Source organism: Lentzea sp. NPDC058450 (assembly GCF_042721395.1).
In the GTDB taxonomy this organism is placed as follows: Bacteria; Actinomycetota; Actinomycetes; order Mycobacteriales; family Pseudonocardiaceae; genus Lentzea.
This window is the reverse complement of record NZ_JBHXLO010000015.1, coordinates 72,587-99,258: the sequence shown is the minus strand read 5'-3', so window position 1 is coordinate 99,258 and position 26,672 is coordinate 72,587. Positions and strand designations below refer to the sequence as shown.

20 protein-coding genes and 1 pseudogene are annotated in these 26,672 nt (G+C 69.1%); 10 read left to right on the top strand and 11 right to left on the bottom strand.

The annotated features are described in order from the left end of the window. Nucleotides 1-17 precede the first annotated feature (17 nt). A complete protein-coding gene (locus tag ACFWNN_RS23520; RefSeq protein WP_382442069.1) occupies nucleotides 18-830 on the top strand; it encodes a hypothetical protein in 813 nt (270 codons plus the stop codon). Here the strand turns inward: ACFWNN_RS23520 and ctaD are convergent. The 3 genes from ctaD to ACFWNN_RS23505 are packed head-to-tail and all read right to left on the bottom strand — an operon-like array spanning nucleotide 827 to nucleotide 7,846. Beyond that, nucleotides 827-2,587 (bottom strand): cytochrome c oxidase subunit I, encoded by a 1,761-nt coding sequence (ctaD, locus tag ACFWNN_RS23515; protein ID WP_382442068.1) that lies wholly within the window; start codon nucleotides 2,585-2,587, stop codon nucleotides 827-829. The genes ACFWNN_RS23520 and ctaD overlap by 4 nt on opposite strands. 45 nt (nucleotides 2,588-2,632) lie before the next feature. Further along, entirely contained in the window at nucleotides 2,633-3,952 is a 1,320-nt protein-coding gene (locus ACFWNN_RS23510) for an esterase/lipase family protein (RefSeq protein WP_382442067.1), read from the bottom strand. After that, entirely contained in the window at nucleotides 3,953-7,846 is a 3,894-nt protein-coding gene (locus ACFWNN_RS23505; RefSeq protein ID WP_382442066.1) for a hypothetical protein, read from the bottom strand. It abuts the gene before it with no gap. A gap of 346 nt (nucleotides 7,847-8,192) precedes the next feature. Here ACFWNN_RS23505 and ACFWNN_RS23500 point away from each other — a divergent pair, with 346 nt between their 5' ends. After that, nucleotides 8,193-8,519 carry a hypothetical protein gene (locus ACFWNN_RS23500; RefSeq protein WP_382442065.1) on the top strand — a complete coding sequence of 109 codons (327 nt, stop codon included), beginning with the start codon at nucleotides 8,193-8,195 and terminating at the stop codon, nucleotides 8,517-8,519. Between the two features lie 40 nt (nucleotides 8,520-8,559). On the opposite strand, the gene ACFWNN_RS23495 is transcribed toward ACFWNN_RS23500, so the two are convergent. Both ACFWNN_RS23495 and ACFWNN_RS23490 read right to left on the bottom strand, forming a co-directional pair. Next, nucleotides 8,560-9,399: a slipin family protein gene (locus ACFWNN_RS23495; protein WP_382442064.1), complete on the bottom strand. Its 840-nt coding sequence runs from the start codon at nucleotides 9,397-9,399 to the stop codon at nucleotides 8,560-8,562. 66 nt (nucleotides 9,400-9,465) lie between these two features. After that, on the bottom strand, nucleotides 9,466-13,620 hold the full coding sequence (locus ACFWNN_RS23490) for a glycoside hydrolase family 2 TIM barrel-domain containing protein (RefSeq protein WP_382442063.1): 4,155 nt from the start codon (nucleotides 13,618-13,620) through the stop codon (nucleotides 9,466-9,468). A gap of 236 nt (nucleotides 13,621-13,856) precedes the next feature. Here ACFWNN_RS23490 and mshC point away from each other — a divergent pair, with 236 nt between their 5' ends. Next, nucleotides 13,857-15,095, top strand: coding sequence for a cysteine--1-D-myo-inosityl 2-amino-2-deoxy-alpha-D-glucopyranoside ligase (gene mshC / locus ACFWNN_RS23485; protein ID WP_382442062.1), 1,239 nt, complete (start codon nucleotides 13,857-13,859; stop codon nucleotides 15,093-15,095). On the opposite strand, the gene ACFWNN_RS23480 is transcribed toward mshC, so the two are convergent. Continuing rightward, the gene (locus ACFWNN_RS23480; RefSeq protein WP_382442061.1) at nucleotides 15,092-15,859 is read right to left on the bottom strand and encodes an ATP-dependent Clp protease adaptor ClpS; all 768 of its coding nucleotides are present in this window, start codon (nucleotides 15,857-15,859) and stop codon (nucleotides 15,092-15,094) included. The two genes, mshC and ACFWNN_RS23480, sit on opposite strands and share 4 nt — an antisense overlap. A gap of 34 nt (nucleotides 15,860-15,893) precedes the next feature. On the opposite strand from ACFWNN_RS23480, the gene ACFWNN_RS23475 reads away from it, so the two are divergent. Further along, complete coding sequence (locus ACFWNN_RS23475; RefSeq protein ID WP_382442060.1) at nucleotides 15,894-16,334, top strand: hypothetical protein; 441 nt, start codon at nucleotides 15,894-15,896, stop codon at nucleotides 16,332-16,334. 55 nt (nucleotides 16,335-16,389) lie between these two features. On the opposite strand, the gene ACFWNN_RS23470 is transcribed toward ACFWNN_RS23475, so the two are convergent. Continuing rightward, on the bottom strand, nucleotides 16,390-18,189 hold the full coding sequence (locus ACFWNN_RS23470) for a S8 family serine peptidase (protein ID WP_382442059.1): 1,800 nt from the start codon (nucleotides 18,187-18,189) through the stop codon (nucleotides 16,390-16,392). A gap of 410 nt (nucleotides 18,190-18,599) precedes the next feature. On the opposite strand from ACFWNN_RS23470, the gene ACFWNN_RS23465 reads away from it, so the two are divergent. After that, a complete protein-coding gene (locus tag ACFWNN_RS23465) occupies nucleotides 18,600-19,700 on the top strand; it encodes a S1 family peptidase (protein WP_382442058.1) in 1,101 nt (366 codons plus the stop codon). Nucleotides 19,701-19,867: 167 nt separating this feature from the next. On the opposite strand, the gene ACFWNN_RS23460 is transcribed toward ACFWNN_RS23465, so the two are convergent. Next, nucleotides 19,868-20,365, bottom strand: coding sequence for a GbsR/MarR family transcriptional regulator (locus tag ACFWNN_RS23460; protein ID WP_382442057.1), 498 nt, complete (start codon nucleotides 20,363-20,365; stop codon nucleotides 19,868-19,870). An 83-nt stretch (nucleotides 20,366-20,448) separates the two neighbouring features. On the opposite strand from ACFWNN_RS23460, the gene ACFWNN_RS23455 reads away from it, so the two are divergent. After that, nucleotides 20,449-21,336 (top strand): ATP-binding cassette domain-containing protein, encoded by an 888-nt coding sequence (locus tag ACFWNN_RS23455; protein WP_382442056.1) that lies wholly within the window; start codon nucleotides 20,449-20,451, stop codon nucleotides 21,334-21,336. Beyond that, a complete protein-coding gene (locus ACFWNN_RS23450) occupies nucleotides 21,333-22,916 on the top strand; it encodes an ABC transporter permease (RefSeq protein WP_382442055.1) in 1,584 nt (527 codons plus the stop codon). Before ACFWNN_RS23455 ends, ACFWNN_RS23450 begins: the two co-directional genes overlap by 4 nt. On the opposite strand, the gene ACFWNN_RS23445 is transcribed toward ACFWNN_RS23450, so the two are convergent. The 3 genes from ACFWNN_RS23445 to ACFWNN_RS23435 all read right to left on the bottom strand — a co-directional run bounded on the left by ACFWNN_RS23445 (nucleotide 22,846) and on the right by ACFWNN_RS23435 (nucleotide 25,332). Further along, a complete protein-coding gene (locus ACFWNN_RS23445) occupies nucleotides 22,846-24,006 on the bottom strand; it encodes an MFS transporter (RefSeq protein ID WP_382442054.1) in 1,161 nt (386 codons plus the stop codon). The two genes, ACFWNN_RS23450 and ACFWNN_RS23445, sit on opposite strands and share 71 nt — an antisense overlap. A gap of 73 nt (nucleotides 24,007-24,079) precedes the next feature. Next, nucleotides 24,080-24,286, bottom strand: coding sequence for a hypothetical protein (locus ACFWNN_RS23440; protein WP_382442053.1), 207 nt, complete (start codon nucleotides 24,284-24,286; stop codon nucleotides 24,080-24,082). 143 nt (nucleotides 24,287-24,429) lie between these two features. After that, nucleotides 24,430-25,332 (bottom strand): PAC2 family protein, encoded by a 903-nt coding sequence (locus ACFWNN_RS23435; RefSeq protein WP_285642163.1) that lies wholly within the window; start codon nucleotides 25,330-25,332, stop codon nucleotides 24,430-24,432. Between the two features lie 48 nt (nucleotides 25,333-25,380). Between ACFWNN_RS23435 and ACFWNN_RS23430 the strand changes: the two genes are divergently transcribed. From ACFWNN_RS23430 to ACFWNN_RS23420, 3 genes and pseudogenes are all read left to right on the top strand, one after another. Beyond that, nucleotides 25,381-25,524, top strand: a complete 144-nt coding sequence (locus ACFWNN_RS23430; protein WP_382442052.1) for a hypothetical protein — start codon at nucleotides 25,381-25,383, stop codon at nucleotides 25,522-25,524. Nucleotides 25,525-25,665: 141 nt separating this feature from the next. Beyond that, nucleotides 25,666-25,956 (top strand): annotated as a pseudogene (locus ACFWNN_RS23425) (hypothetical protein); the annotation flags it as partial. Further along, a complete protein-coding gene (locus ACFWNN_RS23420) occupies nucleotides 25,949-26,605 on the top strand; it encodes an HAD family hydrolase (RefSeq protein WP_382442051.1) in 657 nt (218 codons plus the stop codon). The pseudogene ACFWNN_RS23425 and the gene ACFWNN_RS23420, both read left to right, overlap by 8 nt. Nucleotides 26,606-26,672 lie beyond the last annotated feature (67 nt).

Below are 26,672 nucleotides of genomic sequence, written 5' to 3'. Positions count from 1 at the left end.
CGATCTAGGTTGGAGACATGATCAGGACTCTGTTTCGCTCGCTCGAGGCCGTGCACGGAATGATCTACTTCTCGCCCGAGGCGGAGGCGCGGTACGCGGGGGTCGGGCTGGACCGGCCCGGTGGGTACTTCGCGTCGCGGGCGGCGGCGCTCGGGGCGGTCGGGGCCGAGGTCGTGATCGCCACCTTCTACAACTTCAACCCCGAGATCGTGCGCGCCCGCATCCCGCAGGCCTGGGAGAAGGTGTCGCCGCAGCGGATGCTCGAGCTGCGCTGGGAGGCCGCCGACGAGGCGCTCGCCAAGGTGCTGCCGGACGACCTCAAGGAGATCAACGACCTGGCGCGGCGGGCCGCCGAGCGGTCCACCGAGATGCTGCACGGGCGCCCGTTGTTCGCCGCGCACGCCGCCCTGGAGTGGCCAGAGGAGCCGCGTCTGCGGCTGTTCCACGCCCAGACGTTGCTGCGCGAGTTCCGGGGCGACGGGCATCTCGCGGCGTTGCTGCGGCACAACATCACCGGCATCGAGGCGCTCGTGCTGCACGTGGCGACCGGCGACTACCCGGCCGACGTGCTGCGCAAGACCCGCGCGTGGTCGCAGGAGCAGTGGGACGAGACGGTCAGGGACCTGCAGGACCGCGGCCTGGTGAACGACGAGCAGCTGCTCACGGAGCAGGGCCGTGAGCTGCGCCAGGGCATCGAGGACGACACGGACCGGATGGCCGCGCCCGCCTACGACGTCCTGTCCGACGAGGAGAAGCAGCGGTTCGTCGAACTGGCCGCGCCGCTCAGCAAGGCCGTCGTCGAAGCCGGGATGATCCCCGGACGGCGCTAGGACTCGCCGTCCCGATCGGTCGAGGCGAGCGCCTTCTCGGTGACGTCGTCCTTGCCCACGCGGTGCTTTCCGGGATGGGCCAACGAGAAGTGCGCCTCGTCGCGCATCCGTTCCACCATGTGCGGGTAGTGCAGTTCGAACGCCGGGCGTTCGGAACGGATGCGCGGCAGTTCCTTGAAGTTGTGGCGCGGCGGCGGTGACGTCGTCGCCCACTCCAGCGAGTTGCCGTAGCCCCACGGGTCGTCCTGCGGGGCCGGGTCGCCGTAGCGGTACGAGCGGAAGACGTTCCACACGAACGGAAGCACGGACGCTCCCAGCACGAACGAGCCGATGGTCGAGATCGTGTTCAACGCCGTGAAGCCGTCTGACGGCAGGTAGTCGGCGTACCGCCGTGGCATGCCCTCGTTGCCCAGCCAGTGCTGCACCAGGAACGTGGCGTGGAAGCCGAGGAACGTGGTCCAGAAGTGCAGCTTGCCCAACGGCTCGTTGAGCATCCGCCCGGTCATCTTCGGGAACCAGAAGTAGATGCCCGCGTAGGTGGCGAACACGATCGTGCCGAACAGCACGTAGTGGAAGTGCGCCACCACGAAGTACGTGTCGGACACGTGGAAGTCGACGGCCGGCGCCGCGAGCAGGATGCCCGTCAGACCGCCGAAGAGGAACGTGACCAGGAAGCCGACGCTGAACAGCATCGGCGACTCGAACGTCACCTGTCCCTTCCACATCGTGCCGATCCAGTTGAAGAACTTGATGCCGGTCGGTACGGCGATGAGGAACGTCATCAGCGAGAAGAACGGCAGCAGCACCGCGCCCGTCGCGTACATGTGGTGCGCCCACACGGCCACGGACAGCATCGCGATCGCGAGCGTCGCGAACACCAGGCCCTTGTAGCCGAACAACGGCTTGCGGCTGAACACCGGGAAGATCTCCGTCACGATCCCGAAGAACGGCAACGCGACGATGTACACCTCGGGATGGCCGAAGAACCAGAACAGGTGCTGCCACAGGATCACGCCGCCGTTGGCCGGGTCGAACACGTGCGCCCCGAGGTGCCGGTCGGCGGCGAGGCCCATCAGCGCGGCGGTGAGGATCGGGAACGCCAGCAGGATCAGGATCGACGTGACCAGGATGTTCCAGGTGAAGACCGGCATCCGGAACATCGTCATGCCCGGCGCCCGCAGGCAGATCACCGTGGTGGTCATGTTGACGGCGCCGAGGATCGTGCCCAGACCGGACACGGCCAGGCCCATGATCCACATGTCGGCGCCCACACCCGGTGAGTGCACCGCGGACGACAGCGGCGTGTAGGCGAACCAGCCGAAGTCCGCCGCGCCGCCCGGCGTGATGAACCCGGCGACCACGATGATGCCGCCGAACAGGTACAGCCAGTACGAGAAGGCGTTCAGGCGCGGGAACGCGACGTCCGGCGAGCCGATCTGCAACGGCAGGATGTAGTTCGCGAACCCGAACAGGATCGGCGTCGCGTACAGCAGCAGCATGATCGTGCCGTGCATGGTGAACAGCTGGTTGAACTGCTCGTTCGACAGGTACTGCAGGCCCGGCCGCGCCAGCTCGCCGCGCATCAGCAGCGCCATCACGCCGCCGATCAGGAAGAACGCGAACGACGTGGTCAGGTACATGATCCCGATCTGCTTGGGATCTGTGGTCTTGAACAGCTGGAGGAAGTACGAACCCTTCGGCCGTGCGCGCGCCGCCCCGGGATGGGGCACTACGGGCGTGGGCTTGATCGTGGTCATCGCGCCTCCTCCGTGCCAGACGACAAATCGTCCTCCGTGCCAGACTCAGGGGCAATCCACGACGAGCGCCGCGCCGGTCACCGGGACCACCGGAGCGCCCACCGCGATACCGCTGACCTGCACGTAGTAGGCACCGGGGGCCAATTCGTCGAATTTGATCGACATCTTCTCGGAGATCGCCGGACTGCGCGATTCGACCTGTTTGCCGTTCTCGTCGAGCAACGCCACCTTCAACGCCCGCGCGGTCGTGTCCTTCAGCTCGACGGTGACCTCCAGAGTCTCGCCCGTCAGCACCAGGTCGGGCACGGTGACCTGCGGTTCCGTGTCGGTGACGTTGCGCGGGACGACGGGTTTCGCGGTCAGGAACGACTCCACGGCGTCCAATACGGTGGAGTTGTCCTGCAACGACGTGTGCTGCTCCGTCACGCGGTGCAGCGTGTTCGACGACAACGCCAAACCACGCCGTGCGGCACCTACGGCAGGCACGGTCGCATCGCCGTAGAGATCATCGCCCTCAAATGTCCGATAACAGGTGACTTTGCCGTCCGCAATTCGAGCCGTGGTCGCCGTGGGCTGTTTTCCGCCGACGATCGCGTACGTCTGATCGGCGAACGAGTCGCCCAACGCGCCGTGGAACGCCATCGCGTCCGTGACCATCTTCGTGTCGAGCTCCGGCAACGTCACCTCGGTGGTCTTGAGCAGGCCATCAGGCGACTCGATGCACGCGTACTCGGGTAGCAGCTGGTGCAGCGAAGGCATCGACCGCGCGAACTCCGTCAGGTCGATCGCCAACGGCCCGAGCCCCTTGCGCACGCCGTTGACCAGCTGGTCCAGCGCGGCGGCCGCACCGCGGTACGGCGTGCCCATCGTGATCAGCTTCGCCGTCCGCTCGGCCATCCCGCACTGCTCGATGCACCACCGTGCGACCAGGCCGCCCATCGAGTGGCACACGAAGCTGACCTTGGCATTCGGGCCGATGCGGTCCAACGCCTCGTCGACGCGTCGAGCGAGCAACGCGCCGTTGTAGCGGTTCGACAGCCGCCAGTCGTAGGCGAACAGCAGCAGGTTGCCCTTCTCGACCGTGTAGCCGAGCGAGTTCATCCGGCGCGTGACGCGGTCGTAGCCCTTCAACGGCGTCCAGATGCCCGGGATGACGTGCAGGTCCGCCATCAGGCCCACGGGCTCCACGCCGTCGCCGGGGTGCTCGTCGCCGATGCCGGCGGGCAGTTTCAGCTGCTTGAGGCTGCGGCCGAGCGTGAGCACCGCGCGCAACGCGGCCTTGCCCGACACCTCCCAGACCATGCCGTCGGAGTTGCGCAGGGTGCTGCCGAGAATGCCGGGCAGGACGACGACGAGATCGCTCATCTAGGACTCCTCGGCGAGCTTGCGGATGAGGGAGAGCAGCGCGAGGTTCGCGGGGACCAGGTAGGTCAGCTCGTGGATCCACGCCAGGCGCTGGTTCGGTACGGGCAACGCCAGGCGTGCGTCACCGGCCCGAGCGCGCGCGACCACGTTGTACAGCGCCGCCAACGCGTGCGGTTCCAACGCCGTGACGGCCTGCGTCAGCGCTTGAGGGGAGGCGTGTGCTGCGAGTGAGCGCAGGACGTCCGTGACGCGCGCAGGGTCCTCCACGGCGTCCAGCACGAGGTCGAGCACGTCCGAGTCTTCGTCGGCGAGCAGCAGCATCGCGTGCACGGGCTTGTTGTCGCGGACGTTCTTCAGCACTTCCTTGTCCAGCAACTCGTCCCGTCGCGTCGCGAGCAGCTCACGGCGGCGTGCGGGCGTGGCGTCGACGAACTCGTCCGCGAGGCTCGCGAGCAGCCACGGCCGGTAGGCGAGCGCGACGCCCTGCTGCTGCGCGGTCGTCCGGCGCGACTGGATGACCTGCGCCTCGATCAGGCTCGTGCCGTACAACGCCTCCGTGACGGCGACGTCCGCGTCGGTGGACAACAACTCGGGGTGTGCGACCAGAATCGCCCGTTCCTCTGCATAGGAGCGTGCGAACACCCACGACCGTGCGGTCTTGAGCAGCGTGCGGTCGACCGACAGCCAGTCCGGTGTCGTGTCCCACGGCCACGGCCCCGAGTCGTAGTGGCGGCGCGCGATGTCGTGGACGTCGTGGATCGCCTGCCGGGACTGGCCGACGTGCGTGAGCGCCTGGCACAGCCACTTCGCCGCCGCCGGATCACCTGCCCTGGTGGCCGCCGCCCGCAACATCAGCAGCGTGGCGAGGTGCGGGCCGTTGAACCGCGTGGTGACCTTCTCCCACGCCTCATCGACGATCTTCGGCAGCTTCAGGCTCGCGCAGAGGGTGTCGAGCGTGAACAACGCGGCCGCGAGCGTCGACAACCGGTCGGTGTTCTCCGGCAGGAGACAGACCTCGATGGTCTGCAGACCGGTCGAGAGCGCCTCTCTGGGCTTGTCCGCGTCCCGTTGGCGGCGCATCAGGTTGTGCAACGCCTGGCCGTGCACGGGGAGCCCGTCGGCGAAGTCGGCTGCTTGACGCGCGGTGTTCAGTGCCGCGTCGGTGCGGTCGACCATGCTGTAGGCGACGCTCAGGCTCAGCGCGGCGTCCGCGAGCTGGGGACGGAACGCGGCGTGCCGGCCGAGCGTGCCGCTGATCTCCGCGGCCTGCTGGGTCATCGAGTCCGCGTCGGACAGCCTGCCGAGCGCCAGGTAGTCGCGGCTCAGTTCGACGAGCGCGCTGACCAGGTCCGCGAGGAACACCGGATTCGTCTGCGCGAGCGCGTAGTACAGCTCCACGGCCTGTTTCGACCGTTGCATGGCTTCGTAGCGCAACGCTGAGTCACTGCACCTCGCGGCCAGGCATGTCATCGCGCGCGCAAGCGGTGCGTCGGTGTCCACGGCTGCAACGGCGTCACGGGCCGTGGACAGCGCTTCTTGCCTACGGCCCAACATCGCGTAGACCTCACTCAGGTCCACTAGTGCGCCGCTGAGATGTGCGGCGTACGTCGAGTTCTCACCGCCGTGCGTCGTCGTCTTTGCGATGCGTTGCGCCAACCGTTTGTGCGTAAGGCTTTCCGCGGTTGTGGGGGTTGAGGCCACCAGTTCCCGGTAGCGCACCGCTGCTTCTTCGGCGGGGGCCACGGCCTGTTGCAGCCTGCCCGCGTCGCGGAACCTCCTACCGAGCTTGTTCAGCACGAAAGCCAGGTCCGCCAGGTACATCCGCAGCGTCGGGACGAGCGCGCGGAAGTGCTCGGCGGCCTCTTCGAGCGGCGCGACGGCCTCCTCGCCACGACCCCAGTGCAGCAGCTCGTTCGCCGCCGTCGTGGCCGCGAGCGCGATGTCCGGCAACAACATCCGGTTCATCTGCGCCAACTCGCGCAGGCCGTCCAACGCCTGCGCGCCGGCGTGCCCGCAGTGCCGCCACGCGTACTTCCACAGGTAGCCCGGCACGTTCGGCGGCACGCCCGCCTCCATGCGCTGCCGGTACAGCCTGATCAACGCGCAGGCGACCTGGTCGGCGCCGGGTGCGAACACCACGTCCCTGCTGGGGGCGAACTGCGGCCTCAAGTGGTCCGCGAACGTTTGGTGCGTGAGCTTGAAAACCGCCGTGCCTTCCTCACCGTCCTGCACGACGTGACGGCCCAGTTCGGTGAGCACGGCCGTGATGTCGTCACGGGTGAACTCCTCGCCGGACAACGCCTGTGCCACGGCCATCCACTCGGCCTCGGGGAACCCCGCGCCGTAGCTCCACGTCAACGCCGTCAGCAACGCACGAGCTGACGGCACCTTCGCGAGCTCACGGTCGAACGCCGCGTCCAGCGACAGCTTCAGATCGGCGCCGCCGTCGGCCAGCACCTGGTCGGTGATCATCCACGCGGTCAGGAACGGCAGCTTCGCCAGCTCGTCCACAGTGGACTGCTGCGCGGTGGGGCCCAGGCGTGCCATGACGTACTCGCGCACGTCGGTCTCGTTGTCGGCGGTGTCGAGGTTGAGCACCTCGACCGGTGCCAGTTCGGTGAGCAGGGGAGCGCCGCCCGCGACCCGGTGCGCCTGCCGCGTCGAGACGATCACCACGGCGTACCCGGCGAGCTTGGTGAGCAACGAGGTGGCGATCGAGAACGACTCACCACGCGCCTCGTCCAGGCCGTCCACCACCAGCACGGGAGGTCTCGGCAGCGCGCTGACCACACCGACCAGCTCGGCGGCACCCCGGCGCGGCCCCTCGGGTTCCGGGATCAGCCCGGCCGCGACGAGCTGACGGCTGAGCAGGTCGGCCACGCGGTCGGCGTCCATCGCGCGGGCGTGCACGGCAGCGTCGACGGAGCCAGGTCCCGGATCGGCGTGCCGGAACGACGGCCCCGCGGTCAGCAGCAGGTCGCGCTCGGCGGCGTTCGACAGGCTGACCACGCGCCCGACGACGGCGGACTTGCCCGTACCCGGCGACCCCGTCACCACCCGCAGCCCGGCCACCCCGGACCTCACCCAGCTCACGACCTTGTCGACCTGCGAGGTCCGGCCGGTGAACCACGACCTGTTGTCCCGTGAGTCGCCACCTCGCGCCGCGAGCAGAAGGTGCTTCACGACCGTGTCCGCGGCATAGAGCGGATTGGGCAGCATCGGCTGCGCGGACCCGTACTGCATGAAGCGCGGCCGTTGGATGTCGCTGTCCCACGCGTTCAGCAACGCCGTGCCGACCGCACCACCGTCCACCAACGCGGTGCGGTCACTCCACCGCCGTGCGTCCTCCACGGCCGTGGGACCGGCACGCAGCAGCTTGCGGAGTTTCCCGCCGAACAACCCGTCCCGCGCCGTCTCGATGCCCGAGCACGACACCAGGACACCCGCCCAGTGCGCCTGCCCCTGCAGGAGGTTGTCCTGGACGAACGCGATCGACCCCATGACCTGGTTCAGCTGGGCGCCGGCGTAGCAGGCGTCGATGACGACGAGGACCTGGTGAGCTCCCGACCGCGCACACCACGCCGCGAACTCGGACAGCTTGATGCCGTCGCCGTCGCCGCTGTTGTCCTTCGCGAGCAGCATGAGGCTGTTGTCGTCCGGGATCGCGTGCCCGCTCCACAGGGCGACCAGCGCGCCGCCGTCCTGCGACCCCCTGAGGCCCTTCATGAACGTGCGGACCTCGAACTCGGCCGGGTCCGCCAGGGGCTCGCCCTCGTAGCCCTTGAGGAGGGCGTGCAGTTCCCGCACGTCGCTGACGGCGTGCTGCAGCGGCTGCAGCGCCTGGTAGGAGCTGACGCCGATGCCGACGAACCTGCCTCTGACCCTCTCCTGCATGCCTCACTACCCCCTGTCCACACGTCGTTTCGGGGGATCGGGCGTTACGGCGGGTAACTCACATGGACGAACGCGGGGTGGGAGGTGGGGAGGAGGTGCGGGGTGTGGGGAAGCGCGGAGGTGAGGGAGGCGGGGGAGGTGAGGGAGGCGGGGGAGGTGAGGGAGGCGCGGGAGGTGAGGGAGGTGAGGGAGGCAGGGGAGGTGCGGGAGGTGGGGAAGTGCGGGAGGTGGGGAAGTGCGGGAAGCGCGGAGGCGGGGAGATGCAGAAGGTGGGAAGTGCGGAAGGCGGGGAAGTGCCGAAGGTGAGGGGGATGCGGAAGACGGGAAGGTGCGGAGGAAGTGTGGAATGTGGCGAGGTCGGGCAGAGGCAGAGGCAGAGGCAGAGGCAGAGGCAGAGGCAGAGGCAGAGGCAGAGGCAGAGGCAGAGGCAGAGGCAGAGGCAGAGGCAGAGGCAGAGGCAAAGGCAAAGGCAAAGGCAAAGGCAAAGGCAAAGGCAAAGGCAAAGGCAGAGGCAGAGGCAAAGGCAAAGGCTATGGTGATGGCGGAGCGGCGGCACAGCGTGCGCCGGGATCCGCCCGCCGTTCGCCTGCCGGGATCCGCCCGCCGTCCGCCTGCCATGTCCGCCCGCCTGCCGTCCGCCGTCCGTCTGCAGGCTGTGCGGTGGGCAGCCTGAAGCGTCGTCCGCCAGCGTGCGCGCGGACGGACGGCTTCGTTCACGCCTGTTCCGAGTCCTTCGCGGGTAACTCCGGCGCCGAGGCCTGACCCGCGTCCGGTGGCGCGGCCGGGGGCTTGGGGAGTTCGGCGTTCGTGTTCTTCTCCAGGAACCTCAGCAGTTCCACCGGGAACGGGAGCACCAGCGTCGAGTTCTTCTCCGCCGCCACCTCCACGATGGTCTGCAGGAGGCGGAGCTGGAGGGCGCCCGGTGTCTCCTCCATCGTGCCGGCGGCCTCGGAGAGCTTCTTGGACGCCTGGAGCTCGCCGTCCGCGGTGATGATGCGGGCGCGGCGTTCGCGTTCGGCCTCGGCCTGGCGGGACATCGAGCGCTTCATGCTCTCGGGCAGGGCGACGTCCTTGATCTCCACGCGGTCTATGTCGATGCCCCAGGCCAGGGCCGGGGTGTCGATCATCAGTTCCAGGCCGTGGTTGAGGTTCTCGCGGTTGGACAGCAGGTCGTCGAGCTCGCTCTTGCCGATGATCGAGCGCAGGGACGTCTGCGCCACCTGGAGCATGGCGAAGCGGTAGTCCTCCACGTTGATGACGGCCTTGGCCGGGTCCTGCACCTTGAAGTAGACGACGGCGTCCACGCGCACCGTCACGTTGTCGCGGGTGATGCCGTCCTGCGCGGGGACGGGCAGGGTGACGATCTGCATGTTGACCTTGCGGAGCTGGTCCACACCGGGCAACAGCATCGTGAGGCCGGGGCCCCGGACGGCCTCCTGGAGCTTGCCGAACCGGAAGACCAGGCCCTGCTCGAACTGCTTGATCACGCGAGCGCTCATGGCGAGGCCGAGACCGCCGAGCGCCACCAGTCCACCTAGGATTTCCACGATCATGAGACCCCGCCCTTCGACCGGCGAATGCCCTTGATCTCCGACGGTACGCCTGGGGTCCGACAATTTTCAGCAGTGCAGGACCGGGGCCGCCCAGTCGGCGTGGTCGTGGGCGTTGCCGTCACCTCCGTCCGTCACCCGGAACGTGAGCACGGTTGCTCCGGTCGTGTCGACGGTGATCGGGACGGCTGCGCTCTGTCCGGTCAGCAGCGGGCTCTGGTACGCCGATCGGTTGTCTTTCAGGACTTCGAAGCGGACCGAGCCGGTGCCGCCGGTCTCATCGTCCACGCCGATGGTGGCGGTGAGGCCGGAGCACCTGCCGCCGACGTAGACCTGGAACTCCGAGTCGGCGTGGACGCCGACGCCGCGGTCGAACGCGGCACCGCGCAGGCGAAGCGGGTTGCCGTCGCCGCCCGCCTGTTCGCCGTTGCTGCGGTCGCGTTCGAGAGGGCCCCAGCCGTTGCGCTCGTCCAGGAACTCCAGCGTGGACACGGGGGCGGCGCCGGCGGGCGGGCGCGGGGTGGCGGTGAAGTCCTTCGTGAGGCTCGTGGTCCCCTTGCCCGCCATGATCTCCGCGAAGATCGGGCGGGTGCCGGTCGGGCCGCCCTCGCGCTTGACCGTCACCTTCGCCGAGCCGCCGGACAGGTCGGCGGTGGCCGGCGTGACGGACCAGCCTTCCGGAGCCGTCAGCCGCGCGGTGGTCGTGCCGGGGCAGGGCTTCGTCACGACCAGTTCGGCCTCCACCTGCTCGCCCGGCTCCAGCACGGTGTCGTTGGAGTTGAGTTGTGCCGTAGGCGCGCAGTCGACGCCGGCGCCCAACCGTCCCGTTGCCGATTCCACGGGCGTGAGTGGGCGCAGCAGCACGGAGTACGCGTACTCGTTGCCCGCTTCCACCTGGTACTGCGGCAATGGCTCGTGGAACGTCTCGCTGACGCCGGTCACCCGATGCGCCACGTGCAGGCTGGTCCAGCCGTCGTTCTTCTTGAGCGCGAACGGGTGCGCGGCGCGGTCGAGGTCGTCGTAGCGGGAGACCCGGACGTCCAGGTCGCCCGCGACGAGCAGGCCCGCGCGGCCGTCGGACAGCGTCGCCCAGCGCGTGTCGGCGTGGTTGCCGAAGTCCTGCGGCTTGTAGTAGTCGTTGAACTCCCGATCCACTGTGGACTGGTAGACGCCGATCGGGTTGCCGGACTTGCGGTCGTCGTAGTTCTCGCCGGGGCCGCGGCCGTACCAGGTGAACCTGCCCAGGTTGTCGGGCACCTTCAGCGTGAAACCGATGCCCGGCAGGTAGCTGAGGTCGCGCATGCGGTCGCGGGCCGCCACCCGGTGGCCGACGTGGATCTCGCCGGCGCCGGTGACGCGGTAGGTGAAGGTCTGCGCGAACGACGCGTCCGCCACGGCCTGGGCCGTCGACCTCACTGAAATCAGAGTGTCAGACCCCTGTGCGACAGTGATGTCGGCTGGTGATGTCTTGAGGCGGTCGAGGCCGCTGCGGTACCAGGACGAGTCCTCGCTCATGAACTCGTTCGACAACGGCGCGCGCCACGCGTCGAGCTCCGGGCCCGTGCGCAGGAGCTCGGTGCCGCGCACGCGCATCGACGTGAGAGTGCCGGACGTCTTGCTGACGACGTACCGGAAGTCCTTGCCGGACACCACGATCTCGGACTCGGTCTGGGTGGTCGTGAGCTTTCCGGGTGTGCCAGGGGCGTGCAGGCCCGTTATTCCCGTGCCACCGAGCGGGAACTGCGCGATGCCGACATCGGTGCCACGCCGGTCGGTCGCGCGCACGGTCAGCCAGCGGTCGGTGTCGGCGTGGAGGTCGGGCAGCGTCACGGTGCCCGGCCGCAGCGGGCCGCGGTGCTGGGCGACGGTGCGGCCGTTGTCCTGGACCTGCCAGCGCAGTTCGAGGTCGTCGGTGCCGGTGAACTGGCGTTCGCTGACGGTCGTGAGGTCGTTGCCGGAGAAGGAGAAGCGTATGGGTGAATGAACGGCCATCAGTTCGGTGGTCTCGGGCTGAGGCCTGCGGTCGGCCCAGACGACGCCGTCGACACCCCCGGTGCCGGCGCCGTACGACTGGTGGCGGCCCTTGTCCTCCAGCTTCTCGAAGTCGAGTGCCAGCACGGCCTCGCGCTTCGGGTCGGACGCGAGCTCGGCGTCGGTGAGGGCGCGGTGGTAGATCCGGACCTGGTCCACGCTGCCGTGTGCCATGCGCGTGCCCACGTTCTCCTGCATGGTCTCGGAGTTGCGGCCGATGTTGACCGGCCAGTGCGACCAGTCGATCGTGCCGCTGAACGCGGTCGTGGCGACCTCGCGGCCGTCGATCAGCAGCCGCAGCGTCGTGCCGTCGAACGTGCCGGTGACGCGGTGCCAGTTGCCGTGGAAGTCCGCCGGGACGGTCGCCCGGACCGTGCGCCAGGTACCGCTGTGCACGAAGAACTCCAGCGTCGTGGCGTTGGACATCTTCAGCGCGTACTGGTGGTCGCCCTTGGAGATGACGGTGAAGTCGCCGGTCCAGGCGTCGGGCTTCACCCAGGCGTCGAGCGTGAGCCCTGTGCTGACCTCGTCCAGCTTGCGGTCGCGGTAGACCTCGACGAAGTCGTCGAGTCCGCTGAGCTGCAACGCTTTGCCGTGCGGTCCGTCCACCTGGGACGGTTTTCCGGAGAGGTACGTGAGAATGCCGTTGGCGTCGTCGGGGGTGGTGTAGAGCGGGAGCGCGATGTTCTGCTCGGCCCAGTCCCAGATGAACCCGCCCTGCACCTGCGGGTAGGCGCGCACGACGTCCCAGAACTCCTTGAAGTTGCCCAGGCTGTTGCCCATCGCGTGGGCGTACTCGCCCATGATGATCGGCTTGGTGGTGGTCTTCGCCTTGGCTTCGAGGCTCGCGGGCGACGGGTAGCGCGGACCTGACACGTCCGCGAACGGCGCGTCGCCGTCGGGCACGTTCGGCTGGTGGTAGAGCGGCCGGGTGTCGTTCTTCCGGGCGTGCTCGGCCATCGTGTAGTGCGCCTTGCCCAGGCCCGCCTCGTTGCCGGTGTCCCACATGACCACGCTCGGGTGGTTCTTGTCGCGCTGCATCATCGCGACGAACCTGTCCTGGAAGGCGTCCTGCCACTCGGGGCGTTCGGCGAGGCAGTTGTTCGGGCAGCCGTCGTGGTGGTGGGTCTCGATGTCCACCTCGTCGGCGATCATCAACCCGTTGCGGTCCGCCAGCTCGTAGAAGTACGGGTCGCTCGGGTAGTGCGACGTGCGCACGGCGTTGATGTTGAACCGCTTCATCAGCTCGACGTCTTCGCGCTGGTCGGCGCGGGTGACGTAGCGGCTGCCGTGCTCGCTGGTCTCGGCCCGGTTGGTGCCGCGGAACAGCACGCGCTTACCGTTGATCTTGAACTGCCGGTCGATGATCTCGATCTCGCGGAACCCGACGGGCTGCCTGCCGGTCTGCACGACGCGGCCGTCGCGCAGCAACTCGATCTTGAGCTCGTACACGTTCGGGGTCTCGTCGGTCCACTTCAACGGGTCGGCGACCTTGCCGCCGACGACCGGCACCTCGCGGCCGCGCGGGTCGAACAGCCTGGTCCGGACGGTGTGGCCAGCGGCGGGCCCGCCGATCTTGACGTCCGCGGTGAGGGTCGCGTCGCGGTACTCGGCGTCGAGGTCGGTCCTGATGGTGACGTCGGCGAGGTAGGTCCGCGGGGTCGAGTAGAGCCACACCTCGCGGAAGATGCCGGAGAACCGCCACTGGTCGTAGTCCTCCAGGTGGGAGCCGGAGCCCCAGCGGTGGACCTGGAGCTTCAGCGTGTTGCGCCCGGCCTTCAGCTTGGAGGTGATGTCGAACTCGGCCGGCGTGTAGCCGCCCTGGTCGTAGCCGACGTACTCGCCGTTGACCCAGACGAAGTACCCGCTGGTCACGCCCTCGAAGCGGACCAGCGTGCGGTCCCAGTCCGACGGCAGCACGAACGTCTTCTCGTAGACGCCGGTCGGGTTGACGTCGTGCGGGATCGACGGCGGGTTGTCCGGGTACATCTCCGTGGGGATGTTGCGGAACATCGGGTGGTCGAGGAAGTCGGTCTGCCACGTGTGGGGGACCTGCACGGTGCGCCAGCCGTCCGGTGTGTCGCGGACGTCCTGCGGCCGGTCGAACATCCGCAGCCGCCAGTCGCCGTTGAGGCTCAGCCGCCGCTCGGGCTTCAGGTCCGGGTGCGGAGGCTCCTGGTGCTCCCCGGTCATCCGGGGATTCTCCAGGTACGCCAAGGCATCGAGAGGTTCGGCGTGTGCGGTTGCCGGGGAGAGTGAGAGCGCTACCACCGTGGCTACGACGACACGAAGCATGCCTTCGGAAGCTAGGGGCGGTGCGGGGAGACCGTCAACGGATGTCCAGTCTTTCTGTCCGAACGAATCGATCGTGGTCGTCCCAACAGCCGGAAATCTCACTCCGTACGGCGGCACGCGTTAGTGTCGGATGCATGCAGACCTGGTCATCCATTCCTGTGCCGCGGGTTCCGGGGGACCCCCGCCCGCTGCGGCTGTTCGACACGGCTACGGGCGAAGTGCGCCCCACGGCTCCAGGAGACACCGCCAGGTTGTACGTCTGCGGCATCACGCCGTACGACGCGACGCACCTCGGCCACGCCGCGACCTACCTCGCGTTCGACCTCGTGCACCGCGTGTGGCTCGACAACGGACACAACGTGCACTACGTCCAGAACGTCACCGACGTCGACGACCCGCTGCTCGAGCGGGCCGAGCGCGACCAGGACGACTGGGTGGTGCTCGCCATGCGCGAGACCGCCCTGTTCCGCGAGGACATGGAGGCGCTGCGCGTCCTGCCGCCGCAGGACTACGTCGGCATCGTCGAGGCCATCCCGGAGATCGTCGAGGTCGTCGCGAAGCTCGTCGCCGACGGCCACGCCTACCGTGCGGACGACGCCGAGTACCCGGACGTCTACTACTCGCACGACGCCACGGGCCGTTTCGGCTACGAGTCGAACTACTCCTCCGAGGAGATGCTCAAGCTCTTCGCCGAACGCGGCGGCGACCCGGACCGCCCCGGCAAGCGCCACCCGCTCGACGCCCTGCTGTGGCGGATGAAGCGCGAGGGCGAGCCCGCCTGGCCGTCCGAACTGGGCGAGGGCCGCCCCGGCTGGCACATCGAGTGCAGCGCCATCGCCCACAACCGCCTCGGCATGGGCTTCGACGTGCAGGGCGGCGGCTCCGACCTGATCTTCCCGCACCACGAGTACTCGGCCGCGCACGCCGAGGCGCAGACCGGCGAGCACCCGTTCGCGCGCCACTACGTGCACGCGGGCATGATCGGCCTCGACGGCGAGAAGATGTCGAAGTCGCGCGGCAACCTGGTCTTCGTCTCGAAGTTGCGCGCCGAGAAGGTCGACCCGAACGCCGTTCGCCTGGCCCTGCTCGCGGGCCACTACCGCGCCGACCGCCCGTGGACCCAGGCCCTGCTCGACGAGGCGCTGGCCAGGGTGGACAAGTGGCGCCGGGCCGTTGAGCTCGACACCGGACCGTCCGCAGTGGACACCGTGACGCGGCTGCGCGACCACCTGGGCAACGACCTCGACACCCCGAAGGCGTTGGCCGCCATCGACGCGTGGGCGGACGAGGCGTTGACGCACGGCGGTTCGGACAAGCACGGGCCGTCGCAGGTGCGCACGGCCGTGGACGCGCTTCTGGGCGTGGAGCTCTAAACCCGTTGTTCGGGGGCCGTCCGCGTGTCGGCCCCCGGCGCGTGTTCGGGGACGAGCACCTCGGGATCCACCGCCGCCACCAGCTGGTGCTGGATGTAGGCGAGCGTGTGGAAGTGCAGCGCGGTCGCCTTGCGCAGCTGCAGGTGCACCGCGCGGATCTGGCCGAACACCACGATCCACTCCTCGGCCTCGGCGGTCGTCAGCACGAGCGACTCGGCGTTGATCCACTGGTCCCACACCCGGTCGACCAGCGCGCGGTCGGCGAGCGTCGTGCGGTGCCTGCGCCGCAACAGCGCCGACCGCCACCGCGTCTCGGCGACGTTCGGGAACATCCTGCGCAGGAACGGCCGGCGCGTCATGAACGGTCGCGGGTAGCGGAGTCCGTACACGACCGCGTTGCGGCGGTAGAGGTTCTCCAGCATGCGGAACGCCGGTTCCCAGGCCCGGGCGAACTCCTCGGGGACCATCACCCGCACGCCCCCGTCGACCCGCTCGGCGGTGAAGATCGGCTCGTCGCCGCTCACCACACCACGCAGCACCGTCGCCCGCACACCCACCCGCACGAACCGCAGGGCGACGGACTCCGCCGTGTCCCGGTCGTGTGCCGCGACCACTGCGCGCCCGCTGTGGTGGATCAGGTTCGTCAGGTCGTACGCGGTGTCCGCGTCGAGTTCGCAGACCTTGCGGATCAGGTGCCAGACGACGGCGAACGGCGTGTGGTCGTCGTTGTGCACGACGACGTTCCATCTCTCCCCAGAACTCACGGGCGAGAGTATGCGTGACGGCCACAATGGACCGGTGACAGACGCATTGCGGTTCGAGCGCGGTCCGGACGGCACCGACGTGAACGAGGACGCGCGTGGCGCGGTGCTGCACTGTGCGAACACACCGGAGGACCTGCCGTTGCTGAGGTTCCTGGTGGAGCAGGAAACCCTCTGCCGCGCGCACTCCCGGGGAGGACTGGGGGACCAGGCCGCGCTGGCCGGGTTCCTGCTGGCCGAGCACCGGCGGCCGGAGGACGTGTGGCGGCACTTCGCGCTCAAGCGCTCCAACTTCGACGCGGGCTGCGCCTACGACGTCGAACACCTCGTGGCGGGAGGGGTCGACGCCACGAAGCGGTACGTCGAGGCGAGTGACCACCCGGACCGCGACGACGTGCTGGCGATGATCGGCGGCTTCGAGGACGAGGACGACGTCGAGGAGTGGTTCGAGCACCGGCGCGCGTACTTCGCCGAATAGAGGAACCGCCCCCGAGGCGGAAGCACCGGGGGCGGTTCGTTCAGCGGTGGAGCGCTCAGACGTCGAGCGTCCAGTTGTTCAGCGTGCCGGTGTCGAGGAACGCCGCGTCACGCACGCGCAGCGTCCAGGTGCCGTTCGCCGCCTCCGAGGAGAGGTTGCGGGTGTAGGTCTCGTTGATGTTGTCGGCCGAGCCGCCGGTCCGGTTGTGCAGGTTGTAGACCGAGCCGTCGGGCGCGACGAGGTCGACCACGAGGTCGCCCTTGTAGGTGTGGGTGATCGAGACCTTGATCGACGCCGTGGCCGACGCGGCGCCCGCGCAGCCGGAGACGACGATCGTGCTGGTCACGGTGGACAGGTCACCGATGGCGACCGGGGTCGAGTTGGTGCGGGCGTCACAGCTGCCGCCGACCGCGTTGACGACCCAGGAGAACGTGGCCGTGCCGGTCTTGCTGGCAGCGTCGGTCACGGTCGCGGTCACCGTGGAGGTGCCCGCCGTGGTCGGGGTGCCGGAGATCGCGCCGGACGCGTTCGCCGACAGGCCGGCCGGGAGACCGCTCACGGACCAGGTGTACGGCGCGGTGCCGCCCGAGGCCGAGAGCTGCAACGACGCGGCGGTGCCGACCGTGGAGGTCTGCGTGCTGGGGTTCGTCACCGAGGGGTTGCCCGGCTGCGGGTCGCCGCCGAACAGGGTGTAGAGCAGCTTGTTCGGCGTGTTGGCGCCGACGTTGGTGATCTTGTTCGGCGTGGAGGCGGCGTTGAGGCCGTTCCACACGGCGGCGGGGGAGTCGGTCGGGTGCGTGGCGAGCCACAGGGCCGCGGCGCCCGCGACGTGCGGGGTGGCCATCGACGTGCCGGAGATGTTGTTCGTGGCGGTGTCGTTGGTGTTCCACGCCGACACGATGTTCGAGCCCGGAGCGTAGATGTCCGTGCAGGAGCCGTAGTTCGAGAACGACGAACGCGCGTCGGTGTTCGTCGAGGAGTTGACCGTGATCGCCTCGGTGACGCGTGCAGGCGAGGTGCTGCAGGCGTCCGTGTTCGAGTTGCCCGACGCGATCGCGTAGGTCACGCCCGACGCGATGGACCGGCGCACGGCCGCGTCCAGGGTCGCGTCCGCGCCACCTCCGAGCGACATGTTGGCGACGGCGGGCTTGACCGCGTTCGCCGTCACCCAGTCGATGCCGCCGACGACACCGGCGGTCGTGCCGGAACCGGAGCAGTTCAGGACCTTGACGGCGACGACCTTGGCCGCCTTGGCCAGGCCGTACTGCGAGCCCGCGATGGTGCCGGCGACGTGCGTGCCGTGACCGTTGCAGTCGGTGTTGTTGCCGTCACCGGAGGTGTTGGTGCCCCACGTCGCGCGGCCGCCGAACGTGGTGTGCGTGGTGCGCACGCCGGTGTCGATGACGTACGCGGTGACGTTGGACGCCGTGGTGTCGTACTGGTAGCTGTTGCTCAGCGGCAGGTCGCGCTGGTCGACGCGGTCCTGGCCCCAGGACGGCGGGTTCTGCTGGACGTCGAGCGCGTGCAACTCGGCGTCCTGCTGGACGAACGCGACGTTCGGGTCCGCGGCGAGGCGGGCGGCCTGCTTGGCCGTCATCTTCACCGAGAAGCCGTTCAGCGCGTGCTGCCAGACCTGACCGACCTGGCCGCCGTACTTCGACGCGAGGCCCGGAGCGGCGGCCCTCGACGCCGTGCCGGACTTCAACGAGACGATGTAGCTGTCCTTCACGACATCGACGCGGTCGGCGCCGAGAATCGTCCCCACGTTTTCTTGAGCGGAAGCGGCTGGAACCACAGCGGCGGCCAGACACAGCGCGGCAGCGGCCGTGAGTCCCGCACCCAAGACTCTTCGCATGGCAGGGTTTCTCCCTCGTGCAGGGAACAGGGTGACCAGCACGCTAGCCCTAAACCGCAGGTCAGAGGGATACGCCGTCGAGTGCGAACTGTTGACAGATTTGACATTTCGTGGCAGGGCGAATGGTCGCTCTGCGTCACGGAAATAGGCTGAGAGAACGCATTTGCTTTCCCTATATCAACTCGGACGCCGCGAGGTCCACCCCTCGATCGACCCTACCGTCCGGTAGACATGCCAAAGTAGCGTCCCCCAGACGGAGGAACGAACTGATCGGGCAGTTCGCCGCCTGGGGACGCCATGCATCCGGTGTCGTACAGGCTGTGTTGCAGCACAGCTGATCTCCCTATCGCGGTTGCCCGGTCCGGCGTTACACCGGCCCTGCACAAACCGAAGATCAAGGAGAAATGCCTATGAAGCGCATGGCTGTCGCAGCTGTGGCCGTGTTGGCAGGCGCTCTCGCGACCACGGCATCCCCTGCCGCCGTCGCCGCTGAGGGACCGTCCGCCGACCTGCTCGCCGCGATGCAGCGCGACCTGGGACTCGACGCCACGCAGGCGGCGGAACGGCTGCGCCAGGAGAGCGCGGCCGCGGTCCTGCAGCGTGTCGCGGAAGGTTTCGCCGGGGACAGCTTCGGAGGCGCGTGGTTCGACGCGGCCACCGGCAAGCTCGTCGTGGGCGTGACCGACGCGACCAAGACCGAACGGCTCCGCCAGCTCGGCGCCGAGCCCCGCACGGTCGCGCACAAGGCCGATGACCTGGAGGCGGCCAAGACGAAGCTCGACGCGTCGCAGGCTCCCGCCGAGGTCACCGGCTGGTTCGTCGACACGAAGGCCAACGCCGTCACCATCACCGTGAAGCGCGGCCAGTCCGACGCCGCGAAGCCGCTGGTGGAGAAGGCGGGCGCGGTCGCGAAGGTCGTCGAGACCGACGAGGCCCCGCGGTTGTTCAAGGACACCCGCGGCGGCGACGCGTACTACATCAACAACGCCGGACGCTGCTCGGTCGGCTTCGCGGTCGAGGGCGGCTTCGTCTCGGCCGGCCACTGCGGGTCGCCCGGCGACACGGTGACCGGCGTCGACAAGACGGCGATGGGTGAGTTCGACAAGTCGTCCTTCCCCGGCAACGACTACTCGTTCGTGAAGACCAACTCGTCGTGGACCTCCACGCCGAAGGTCAACCACTACGGTGGCGAGGACGTCGTGGTCTCGGGTCACACCGAGTCCGCCGTGGGCGCGTCGATCTGCCGTTCCGGCTCGACCACGGGCTGGCACTGCGGCGAGGTCCAGGCGAAGAGCCAGACCGTGAACTACCAGGAGGGCTCCGTCAGCGGCCTCACGCGCACGAACGTGTGCGCGGAGCCCGGTGACTCGGGTGGCTCGTGGGTCAGCGGCACGCAGGCGCAGGGCGTCACCTCGGGTGGCTCCGGCGACTGCACCAGCGGCGGCACGACCTACTACCAGCCGGTCAACGAGATCCTGGAGGCCTACGGCCTGACTCTCACCACCGGCTGATCACCTGGGCCGACAGGCCGTGACCAGCAGTGACACCTGAGTGCCCGGCACGTTCGCGTGCCGGGCACTCGTCATGTGCTCGGCACGCACGGCCACGAAGTACCGCTCCGACGCGAGCGATCTCAAATCACGCGCGATAGCAGGCCCACTGAGCGGGACCCTGGTGACTAGCCCTGACGCTCTTCCATCCACTTTTCGCGGTGCACGCGCCAGCGGTCGAGCATCGTGCCGAGCTCGGCGTGCGCGAACCGGAAGAACTCGCGGGTCTCGTCGAGCCGCAGCCCCGCGTCGGTGTCCGCGCCGAGCGCCTTGACGCCCTCGGTGAGCACCTCGTCGATCATCACCAGCATCTGGTCCTTGCGGAACGTCGCCTCGAACCAGACGTTGTCGCGCATCCGGTACACGTCGCGGCGGGACCCCGGCTCGCGTTCGCGGCTGACGATCTGGACGGTGGTCAGGTAGCGCACCGCGCCCGACACCGCCGCCGGGGAGATCTGCAGCAGGTCGGCGATCTCGGCCGCGGTGAGCCGTCCCGAATCCGTCGTCAGCAGCGCCGCGAGGATGCGAGCCGGCATGCGGGGCACGCCGGTGTCCGCCAGAATCCCGCCGAACCGTTCGACGAACTGGCTCACCGCCTGCGTGTCACGCTCCGTAGTACTCGTCACGGCGGCATCATCCCCTTTCGTCAGCCGATCGGGCAAAATTTACGCGCTTCACGAAGTTGTGAAAGAAGTGTAGCTTACGGGGCATGACATCCGCGATATCCGTGTCGGGCCTGGTGAAGACCTTCGGCCCGACGCGTGCACTGGACGACCTGAACCTGGACGTCCAGACCGGTGAGGTGCACGGCTTCCTCGGCCCCAACGGCGCCGGCAAGTCGACGACGATCCGGATCCTCCTCGGCCTGCTGCGTGCCGACTCCGGCACCGCGCGGCTGCTCGGCGGCGACCCGTGGAAGGACACCGCAGCCCTCCACCGCCGCCTCGCCTACGTCCCCGGCGACGTGAACCTCTGGCCCAACCTGACCGGTGGCGAGGTCATCGACCTGCTCGGACGGCTCCGCGGCGGCCTCAACAAGGCCCGCCGCGCCGAGCTCCTGGAGCGGTTCGAGCTGGACCCGCGCAAGAAGGGCCGCACCTACTCCAAGGGCAACCGGCAGAAGGTCGCCCTCGTCGCCGCGCTGTCGAGCGACGTCGAACTGCTCATCCTCGACGAGCCGACCTCGGGCCTCGACCCGTTGATGGAGGCCGTCTTCCAGGATTGCATCAACGACGAACGCGAGCGCGGCCGCACCGTGCTGCTCTCCAGCCACATCCTCGCCGAGGTCGAAGCCCTCTGCGACCGGGTGTCGATCATCCGCAACGGCCACATCGTCGAGACCGGCACCCTCTCCGACCTGCGGCACCTCACCCGCACGTCGATCTCCGCCGAGCTGGCCGGCCCACCGAACGGCCTCGCGAACCTCAAGGGCGTGCACGACCTCGTCGCCGAGGGCAACCGGGTCAGGTTCGAGGTCGACTCGGACGAGCTCGACCCCGTGCTCAAGCAGCTCGTGTCCACGGGCGTGCGCACGCTGACCTCGCAGCCGCCGACCCTCGAGGAGCTGTTCCTGCGGCACTACGAGGACGCGAAATGATCGGCACCTGGCACCTCGTCCGGCTGGCGCTGCGCCGCGACCGGATTCTCCTGCCGATCTGGGTGCTCTTCCTGGTCGGCGTGACCTACTCGACGACGACCGCGCTCGAGGAGCTGTACGGCACGCAGCAGTCGCGCGACCTGCTCGGCGTGACCGCGAACGCCAACTCGGCGTTCCTCGCGATGCTCGGCCCTTTGCACGACTGGTCGTCGCTCGGCGGCCTGGTCGTGTGGCGCTGGGGCGTCTTCTCCGGCCTGTTCATCGCGATCATGGCCATGCTGGTCGTCACGCGGCACACGCGCGCAGAAGAAGAAGCGGGCCGTACCGAACTCATCGCCGCCACGGTCGTGGGACGGCACGCGCCGCTCGCCGCCGCCGTGATCGTTGCGGGCGGCACGAGCCTGCTGATCGGCCTGCTCCAGGCGCTGGCGTTGATCGGCAAGGACCTGGACCCGGAGGGTGCGTTCGCGTTCGGCCTGTCGACGGCTTCGGTAGGCCTGGTCTTCACCGGCGTCAGCGCGTTCACGGCCCAGCTCTCGGAGAACTCCCGCGTGTCGAACGCGATCGCGGGTGGGTTCCTCGGCGTGATCTACCTGTTCCGCGCTGCGGGCGACGCGGCGGGGGAGTCCGGTCCGCAGTGGCTGACCTGGCTCTCGCCGATCGGCTGGACCGAGCACGTCCGGTCGTTCGCCGACAACAGGTTCTGGGTGCTGCTGCTTCCGCTCGTGGCGTTCGGTGCGCTCGTGGGCGTGTCCGCGTACATCGTGACGCGCCGGGACGTGGGCCTCGGTCTGCTGGCCGCCCGCCTCGGACCACCGGAAGGCACCATCGGCACGCCGTTCGGGCTGGCCTGGCGGTTGCAGAAGGGCTCGCTGATCGGCTGGTCCATCGCGTTGTTCGCGGTCGGCGTGATCTACGGCAGCGTCGCGCAGGCGGTCGGGCAGATGGTGCAGGACAACCCGACGCTCGGCCAGATCGTCAGCAAGATCGGCGGCGCCGACGCGATGGTGGACGCGTTCTTCGCGACGGTGACGCAGTTGCTCGGCCTGATCACGTCCATCTACCTGGTGCAGGCGATCCTGCGGCTGCGGTCGGAGGAGACGTCGTTCCGCGCGGAGCCGATCCTCGCCACGCCGGTGTCGCGCTGGGGCTGGGTCGCGTCGCACGCGGTGTTCGCCCTGGTCGGCGGCGCGGTCGTGCTGGCGGCGTCCGGACTGGGCCTCGGCCTGGTCTACGGCCTGCAGATCGACGACGTGGGCACGGTCCTGCCGAAGATGCTCGGCGCGGCACTGGTCCAGCTGCCCGCGGCCTGGGTGATCGCGGGCGTGGCGCTGGTCCTGTTCGGACTGTTCCCGCAGCTCACGGGCGTGAGCTGGGCGGCGGTGTCGGTGGCGCTGGTGCTCACGCTGCTCGGCCCGACGTTGTCGCTCGACCAGTGGATGATCGACGTCTCGCCGTTCACGCACGTCCCGAAGTACCCGGAGATCACCTTCGGGCCGCTCGCCTGGCTCACGCTGGTCGCGGTGGCGCTTCTGGCGGCGGGGTTCGCCGGGTTCCGCCGGCGCGACGTGACCACGTGATGATCGCCGGGATGGTGAGCAGCAGGCCCGCCGGCACCAGGAAGGCCGGCAGCGGGTGGGACTGGTAGAGCGGGACGAACGCCAACGGGGCCGTGGCCGCGCCCATGAAGCGCAGTGACTGCACGACGCTGACGCTGCCGCCCCTGTTGGCGTTCTCGCTCTGCAACACCAACGCGTTGATGCTCACCAAAACGCCCTGAGCAGCAGCACCGGTCAACGCCCAGCACAGCACCACCATGGCGGCCAACGGTGCCGTGCCGACACCGGCGACCATGGCCGCGCCGAGCGTGGCACCGAGGATCCCCGTGGTGGCGGCACCGAACCTGTCGATCGCCTTGCCGACGTACCGCGCGGTCAGGAACCCGACGACGCCGAAGCCGGTCAGCAGCACACCGCGCTGGCCCGCGCTCAGCCCGAAGACGTCGTCCAGCCGGAACGCGACGAGGAACGACAGCCCGCCGAGACAGCCCCAGCCGATGAACCCGACCAGCGCGGGCCACAACGTGCTCGGCACGAACGCGCTGCGCAGGCTCGCGTTGCGCTCGGGTTCGGCGTCGGTCTGCGGCACGCCCAGGATCGCGAGCCCGACGGCCACGACGGCGATCACCACGAACGCCAGCCGCCAGTCGATCTCGGCGGTCAGGCCGCCGACCAGCGGGGCCGAGGTCTGCCCGGCCGCCTGCATCGACCCGAACAGCCCGAGTGCGCGCCCGAGCTTCTCCTTCGGCGTCGAGGCGGCGATCACCGCGAGCAGCACCGGGGTGGTGAACGAGTTCGCCGCGCCCTGCAACGCCCGTGAGGCCAGCAGCACCTCGAACGTCCACGAGCACGCGGCGAGCACGGACGTGACGGCGTAGGCCAGGTAAGCGATCCGGACTGTCCGTTGTGGACCCCAGCGTTGCGCGAGCGTCCCGGAGGCCAGCATCAGCACCGCGAACGGCACCAGGTAGTACGTCAGCGTCGCCGCGGCCGAGCCCGGTGACCGGCCGAAGTCGGCCCCGATCTCGGGCAGGATCGACGTGGTGACGGCGCCGCCGAACGGCCCGATCAATGCGCCCGCGTACAACCCGGCGCGTGCCAACCGTCCCACAGACACCTCCGCCGCTCACCCTATTGCGGTGAGCGGCGGAGAGTGCCGAAAAGTGGTTGTTGTCGCTAAGTTTTCAACCGCCGAGCTTGGCGGTGAACCCCTGGGTCTGCTCCTGCACCCCGGTGAGGTTGCCCTGGAACGACTCCCTGACGTCGCTCACGGTCGTGTGCGGACCGTTCTCCCCGAGGGAGTCTACGGAGGAGATGGGAGCAGCACTGGCGGGAGACACGGCCAACAGCACGCCGCCGCCCGCAGCGAGACCGACAGCGATCTTGCGCACGAGGGACACGGTGGTTCCTGTCTGGGAGGTGGATCTTGTACCCATTCCTCGGCAGCTGGAAACCCGGACTCGATCACTCGGAAGCGTGAAAAAGCCGTCCCGGCCCAAATGACCGGAACGGCTCCTGACCTGCGTTGAGAGACCTACTGGCGCGGGCCGGTCGACGGCCAGCCGGGGCCACGGCCGCGGCGGCGCAGGTAGCGCTCGAACTCCGCGGCGATGTCGTCGCCGGACGCCTCGGTGATCTGCATGGCCGCGTCACCGCGCTCTTCCAGCGCCCGGACGTAGTTGCGCACGTCCTCGTCCTCGTCCGCCATCTCGGAGACCGTGCGCTCCCACTCCTCGGCCTGCTCCGGCAGCGCGCCGAGCGGGACCTCGATGTCGAGGACCTCCTCGACCCGGTGCAGCAGAGCGAGCGTGGCCTTGGGGGAGGGCGGCTGCGAGACGTAGTGCGGCACGGCGGCCCAGAACGAGATCGCCGGGATGCCGGCCTGCACGCACGCGTCCTGGAAGACGCCGACGATGCCGGTCGGGCCCTCGTACTTCGAGTGCTCCAGACCGAACTTCTCGGCCGCGTCCGCGTCGTAGGCCGTGCCGGTGACCGGGACCGGGCGGGTGTGGGGCGTGTCCATGAGCAACGCGCCCAGCGTCACCACCGTCGTCACCCCGAGCGCGTCGATGTGGCCCAGCAGTTCGGCGGCGAACTTGCGCCACCGCATGTTCGGCTCGATCCCGTGCACGAGGATCACGTCCACGTCGGAACCGGGCGGGCGGCACACCGACAGCCGCGTCGTCGGCCAGTCGACCCTGCGCGTGACGCCGTCCACCAGGCGCACGGACGGGCGCGTCACCTGGAAGTCGTAGTAGTCGTCCGGGTCGATCTCGGCGAGCGGGGTGGCGTCCCAGGTGAGTTGGAGGTGCTCGATCGCGGTGCTGGCGGCATCGCCTGCGTCGTTCCAGCCTTCGAACGCACAGACCATGATCGGAGCCGTGAGCGGGATGCGCGGGTTCGAGGGGGTCGGGGATTCCTGGGACGGATCGTTCACGGCGCCAGACTACGGGTTCCGGGAGTCAACTCATCGTAGGCTTGGCCCATGGGTGATCGCGGAGCGTCGCCGTTGCCGGAAGCCCTGGTCAACCGCGTTGTTGTCGCCGACGGCGCGATGGAGCCACGCTTCGGGCCGCCGGCCTCTCGCCGGACGACCTCCGCGGTCTCGAAGGCCGCGACGAGATCTTGAACGTGACGCGCCCCGACGTCGGTGTGAATTTCGCGAACCTGGACGAGTACGACATTGCGGACGAGTTCGGGGTCGCGCCCAAAGTCGTTGCGGTGGAAGAAGAAGCCGTTCAAGGGCGCTCGGACGTGGCTCAGGACGACCCGATTCCGGCGCCGCTTTCCGCGCCAGGGAAGGGATCGGCAGCTCCGCCTCGGCTTCCGTCTTGCCACCGGGTTCGGCGAGAACGCGTATCGTGAGCAGCTGGAAGTCCACGGACTGGGGGTCCAGCTCATCGAAGCGCTGGCCTCGTAGTGGCACAAGCGGGTCCGCGAGGAGCTCCTGGAGCCCGGCCCCATCGGGGTCTCGCCGTCCGCGGAACTCCAGCTCCACCCGGAACAGTCCACCGACGCCTTCGTGGCGCACCACCCGGAGGCGAAGTACTTCGATGTCTGACCTGCACGCAGTCCTGTGGGACATGGACGGGACGCTGCTGGACTCCGAGAAGCTGTGGGACATCCCGCTCTACGAGTACGCGGAGAAGCTCGGCGGCACCCTGTCGCTGGAGACCCGCGAACGCATGGTCGGCACCAACGTGCCCACGACGATGCGCCTGCTCTTCGCCGACGTCGGCATCGAGCCGACGGACGCCGACCTCGTGGACGGCGGCGCGTGGATCCTCCGCCGCACCGAGGAGGTCTTCCGCGCCGGGCTGCCGTGGCGGCCGGGCGCCCAGGAGGCGCTGCGTGCCGTGCGCGCGTCGGGCGTGCCGATGGCGCTGGTGACGTCGACCGAACGCCCGCTGACCGAGGTCGCGCTGGACACGATCGGCCGCGACCTGTTCGACGTGACGGTGTGCGGCGACGAGGTCGACGGCCTCAACAAGCCGCTGCCCGAGCCGTACCTGAAGGCGGCGCGGCTGCTGGGCGTGGACGCGCCGCGGTGCGTGGCGATCGAGGACTCGCCGACCGGGGTGGCGGCGGCGGTCGCGGCCGGGTGCACCGTGCTGGTGGTGCCGTGCGACGTCGAGGTGCCCGCGGGGGAGCGGCGGATCTTCCGCGACTCGCTCGTCGGGGTCGACGTCGAGGTGCTGCGGGCGCTCTAGAACCGGTGTCCTGGGCGGGGTGGGCGCGGGGGGGGCCCCCCCCGCCCCCAAACGCGCCACGGGGCGA

Bases quoted from the DNA above. Each gene is read 5' to 3' on its own strand.
- ACFWNN_RS23520 (WP_382442069.1), top strand. From the start codon at position 18: ATGATCAGGACTCTGTTTCGCTCGCTCGAGGCCGTGCACGGAATGATC.
- ctaD (WP_382442068.1), bottom strand. From the start codon at position 2,587: ATGACCACGATCAAGCCCACGCCCGTAGTGCCCCATCCCGGGGCGGCG.
- ACFWNN_RS23510 (WP_382442067.1), bottom strand. From the start codon at position 3,952: ATGAGCGATCTCGTCGTCGTCCTGCCCGGCATTCTCGGCAGCACCCTG.
- ACFWNN_RS23505 (WP_382442066.1), bottom strand. From the start codon at position 7,846: ATGCAGGAGAGGGTCAGAGGCAGGTTCGTCGGCATCGGCGTCAGCTCC.
- ACFWNN_RS23500 (WP_382442065.1), top strand. From the start codon at position 8,193: ATGTGGCGAGGTCGGGCAGAGGCAGAGGCAGAGGCAGAGGCAGAGGCA.
- ACFWNN_RS23495 (WP_382442064.1), bottom strand. From the start codon at position 9,399: ATGATCGTGGAAATCCTAGGTGGACTGGTGGCGCTCGGCGGTCTCGGC.
- ACFWNN_RS23490 (WP_382442063.1), bottom strand. From the start codon at position 13,620: ATGACCGGGGAGCACCAGGAGCCTCCGCACCCGGACCTGAAGCCCGAG.
- mshC (WP_382442062.1), top strand. From the start codon at position 13,857: ATGCAGACCTGGTCATCCATTCCTGTGCCGCGGGTTCCGGGGGACCCC.
- ACFWNN_RS23470 (WP_382442059.1), bottom strand. From the start codon at position 18,189: ATGCGAAGAGTCTTGGGTGCGGGACTCACGGCCGCTGCCGCGCTGTGT.
- ACFWNN_RS23465 (WP_382442058.1), top strand. From the start codon at position 18,600: ATGAAGCGCATGGCTGTCGCAGCTGTGGCCGTGTTGGCAGGCGCTCTC.
- ACFWNN_RS23455 (WP_382442056.1), top strand. From the start codon at position 20,449: ATGACATCCGCGATATCCGTGTCGGGCCTGGTGAAGACCTTCGGCCCG.
- ACFWNN_RS23450 (WP_382442055.1), top strand. From the start codon at position 21,333: ATGATCGGCACCTGGCACCTCGTCCGGCTGGCGCTGCGCCGCGACCGG.
- ACFWNN_RS23430 (WP_382442052.1), top strand. From the start codon at position 25,381: ATGGGTGATCGCGGAGCGTCGCCGTTGCCGGAAGCCCTGGTCAACCGC.
- ACFWNN_RS23420 (WP_382442051.1), top strand. From the start codon at position 25,949: ATGTCTGACCTGCACGCAGTCCTGTGGGACATGGACGGGACGCTGCTG.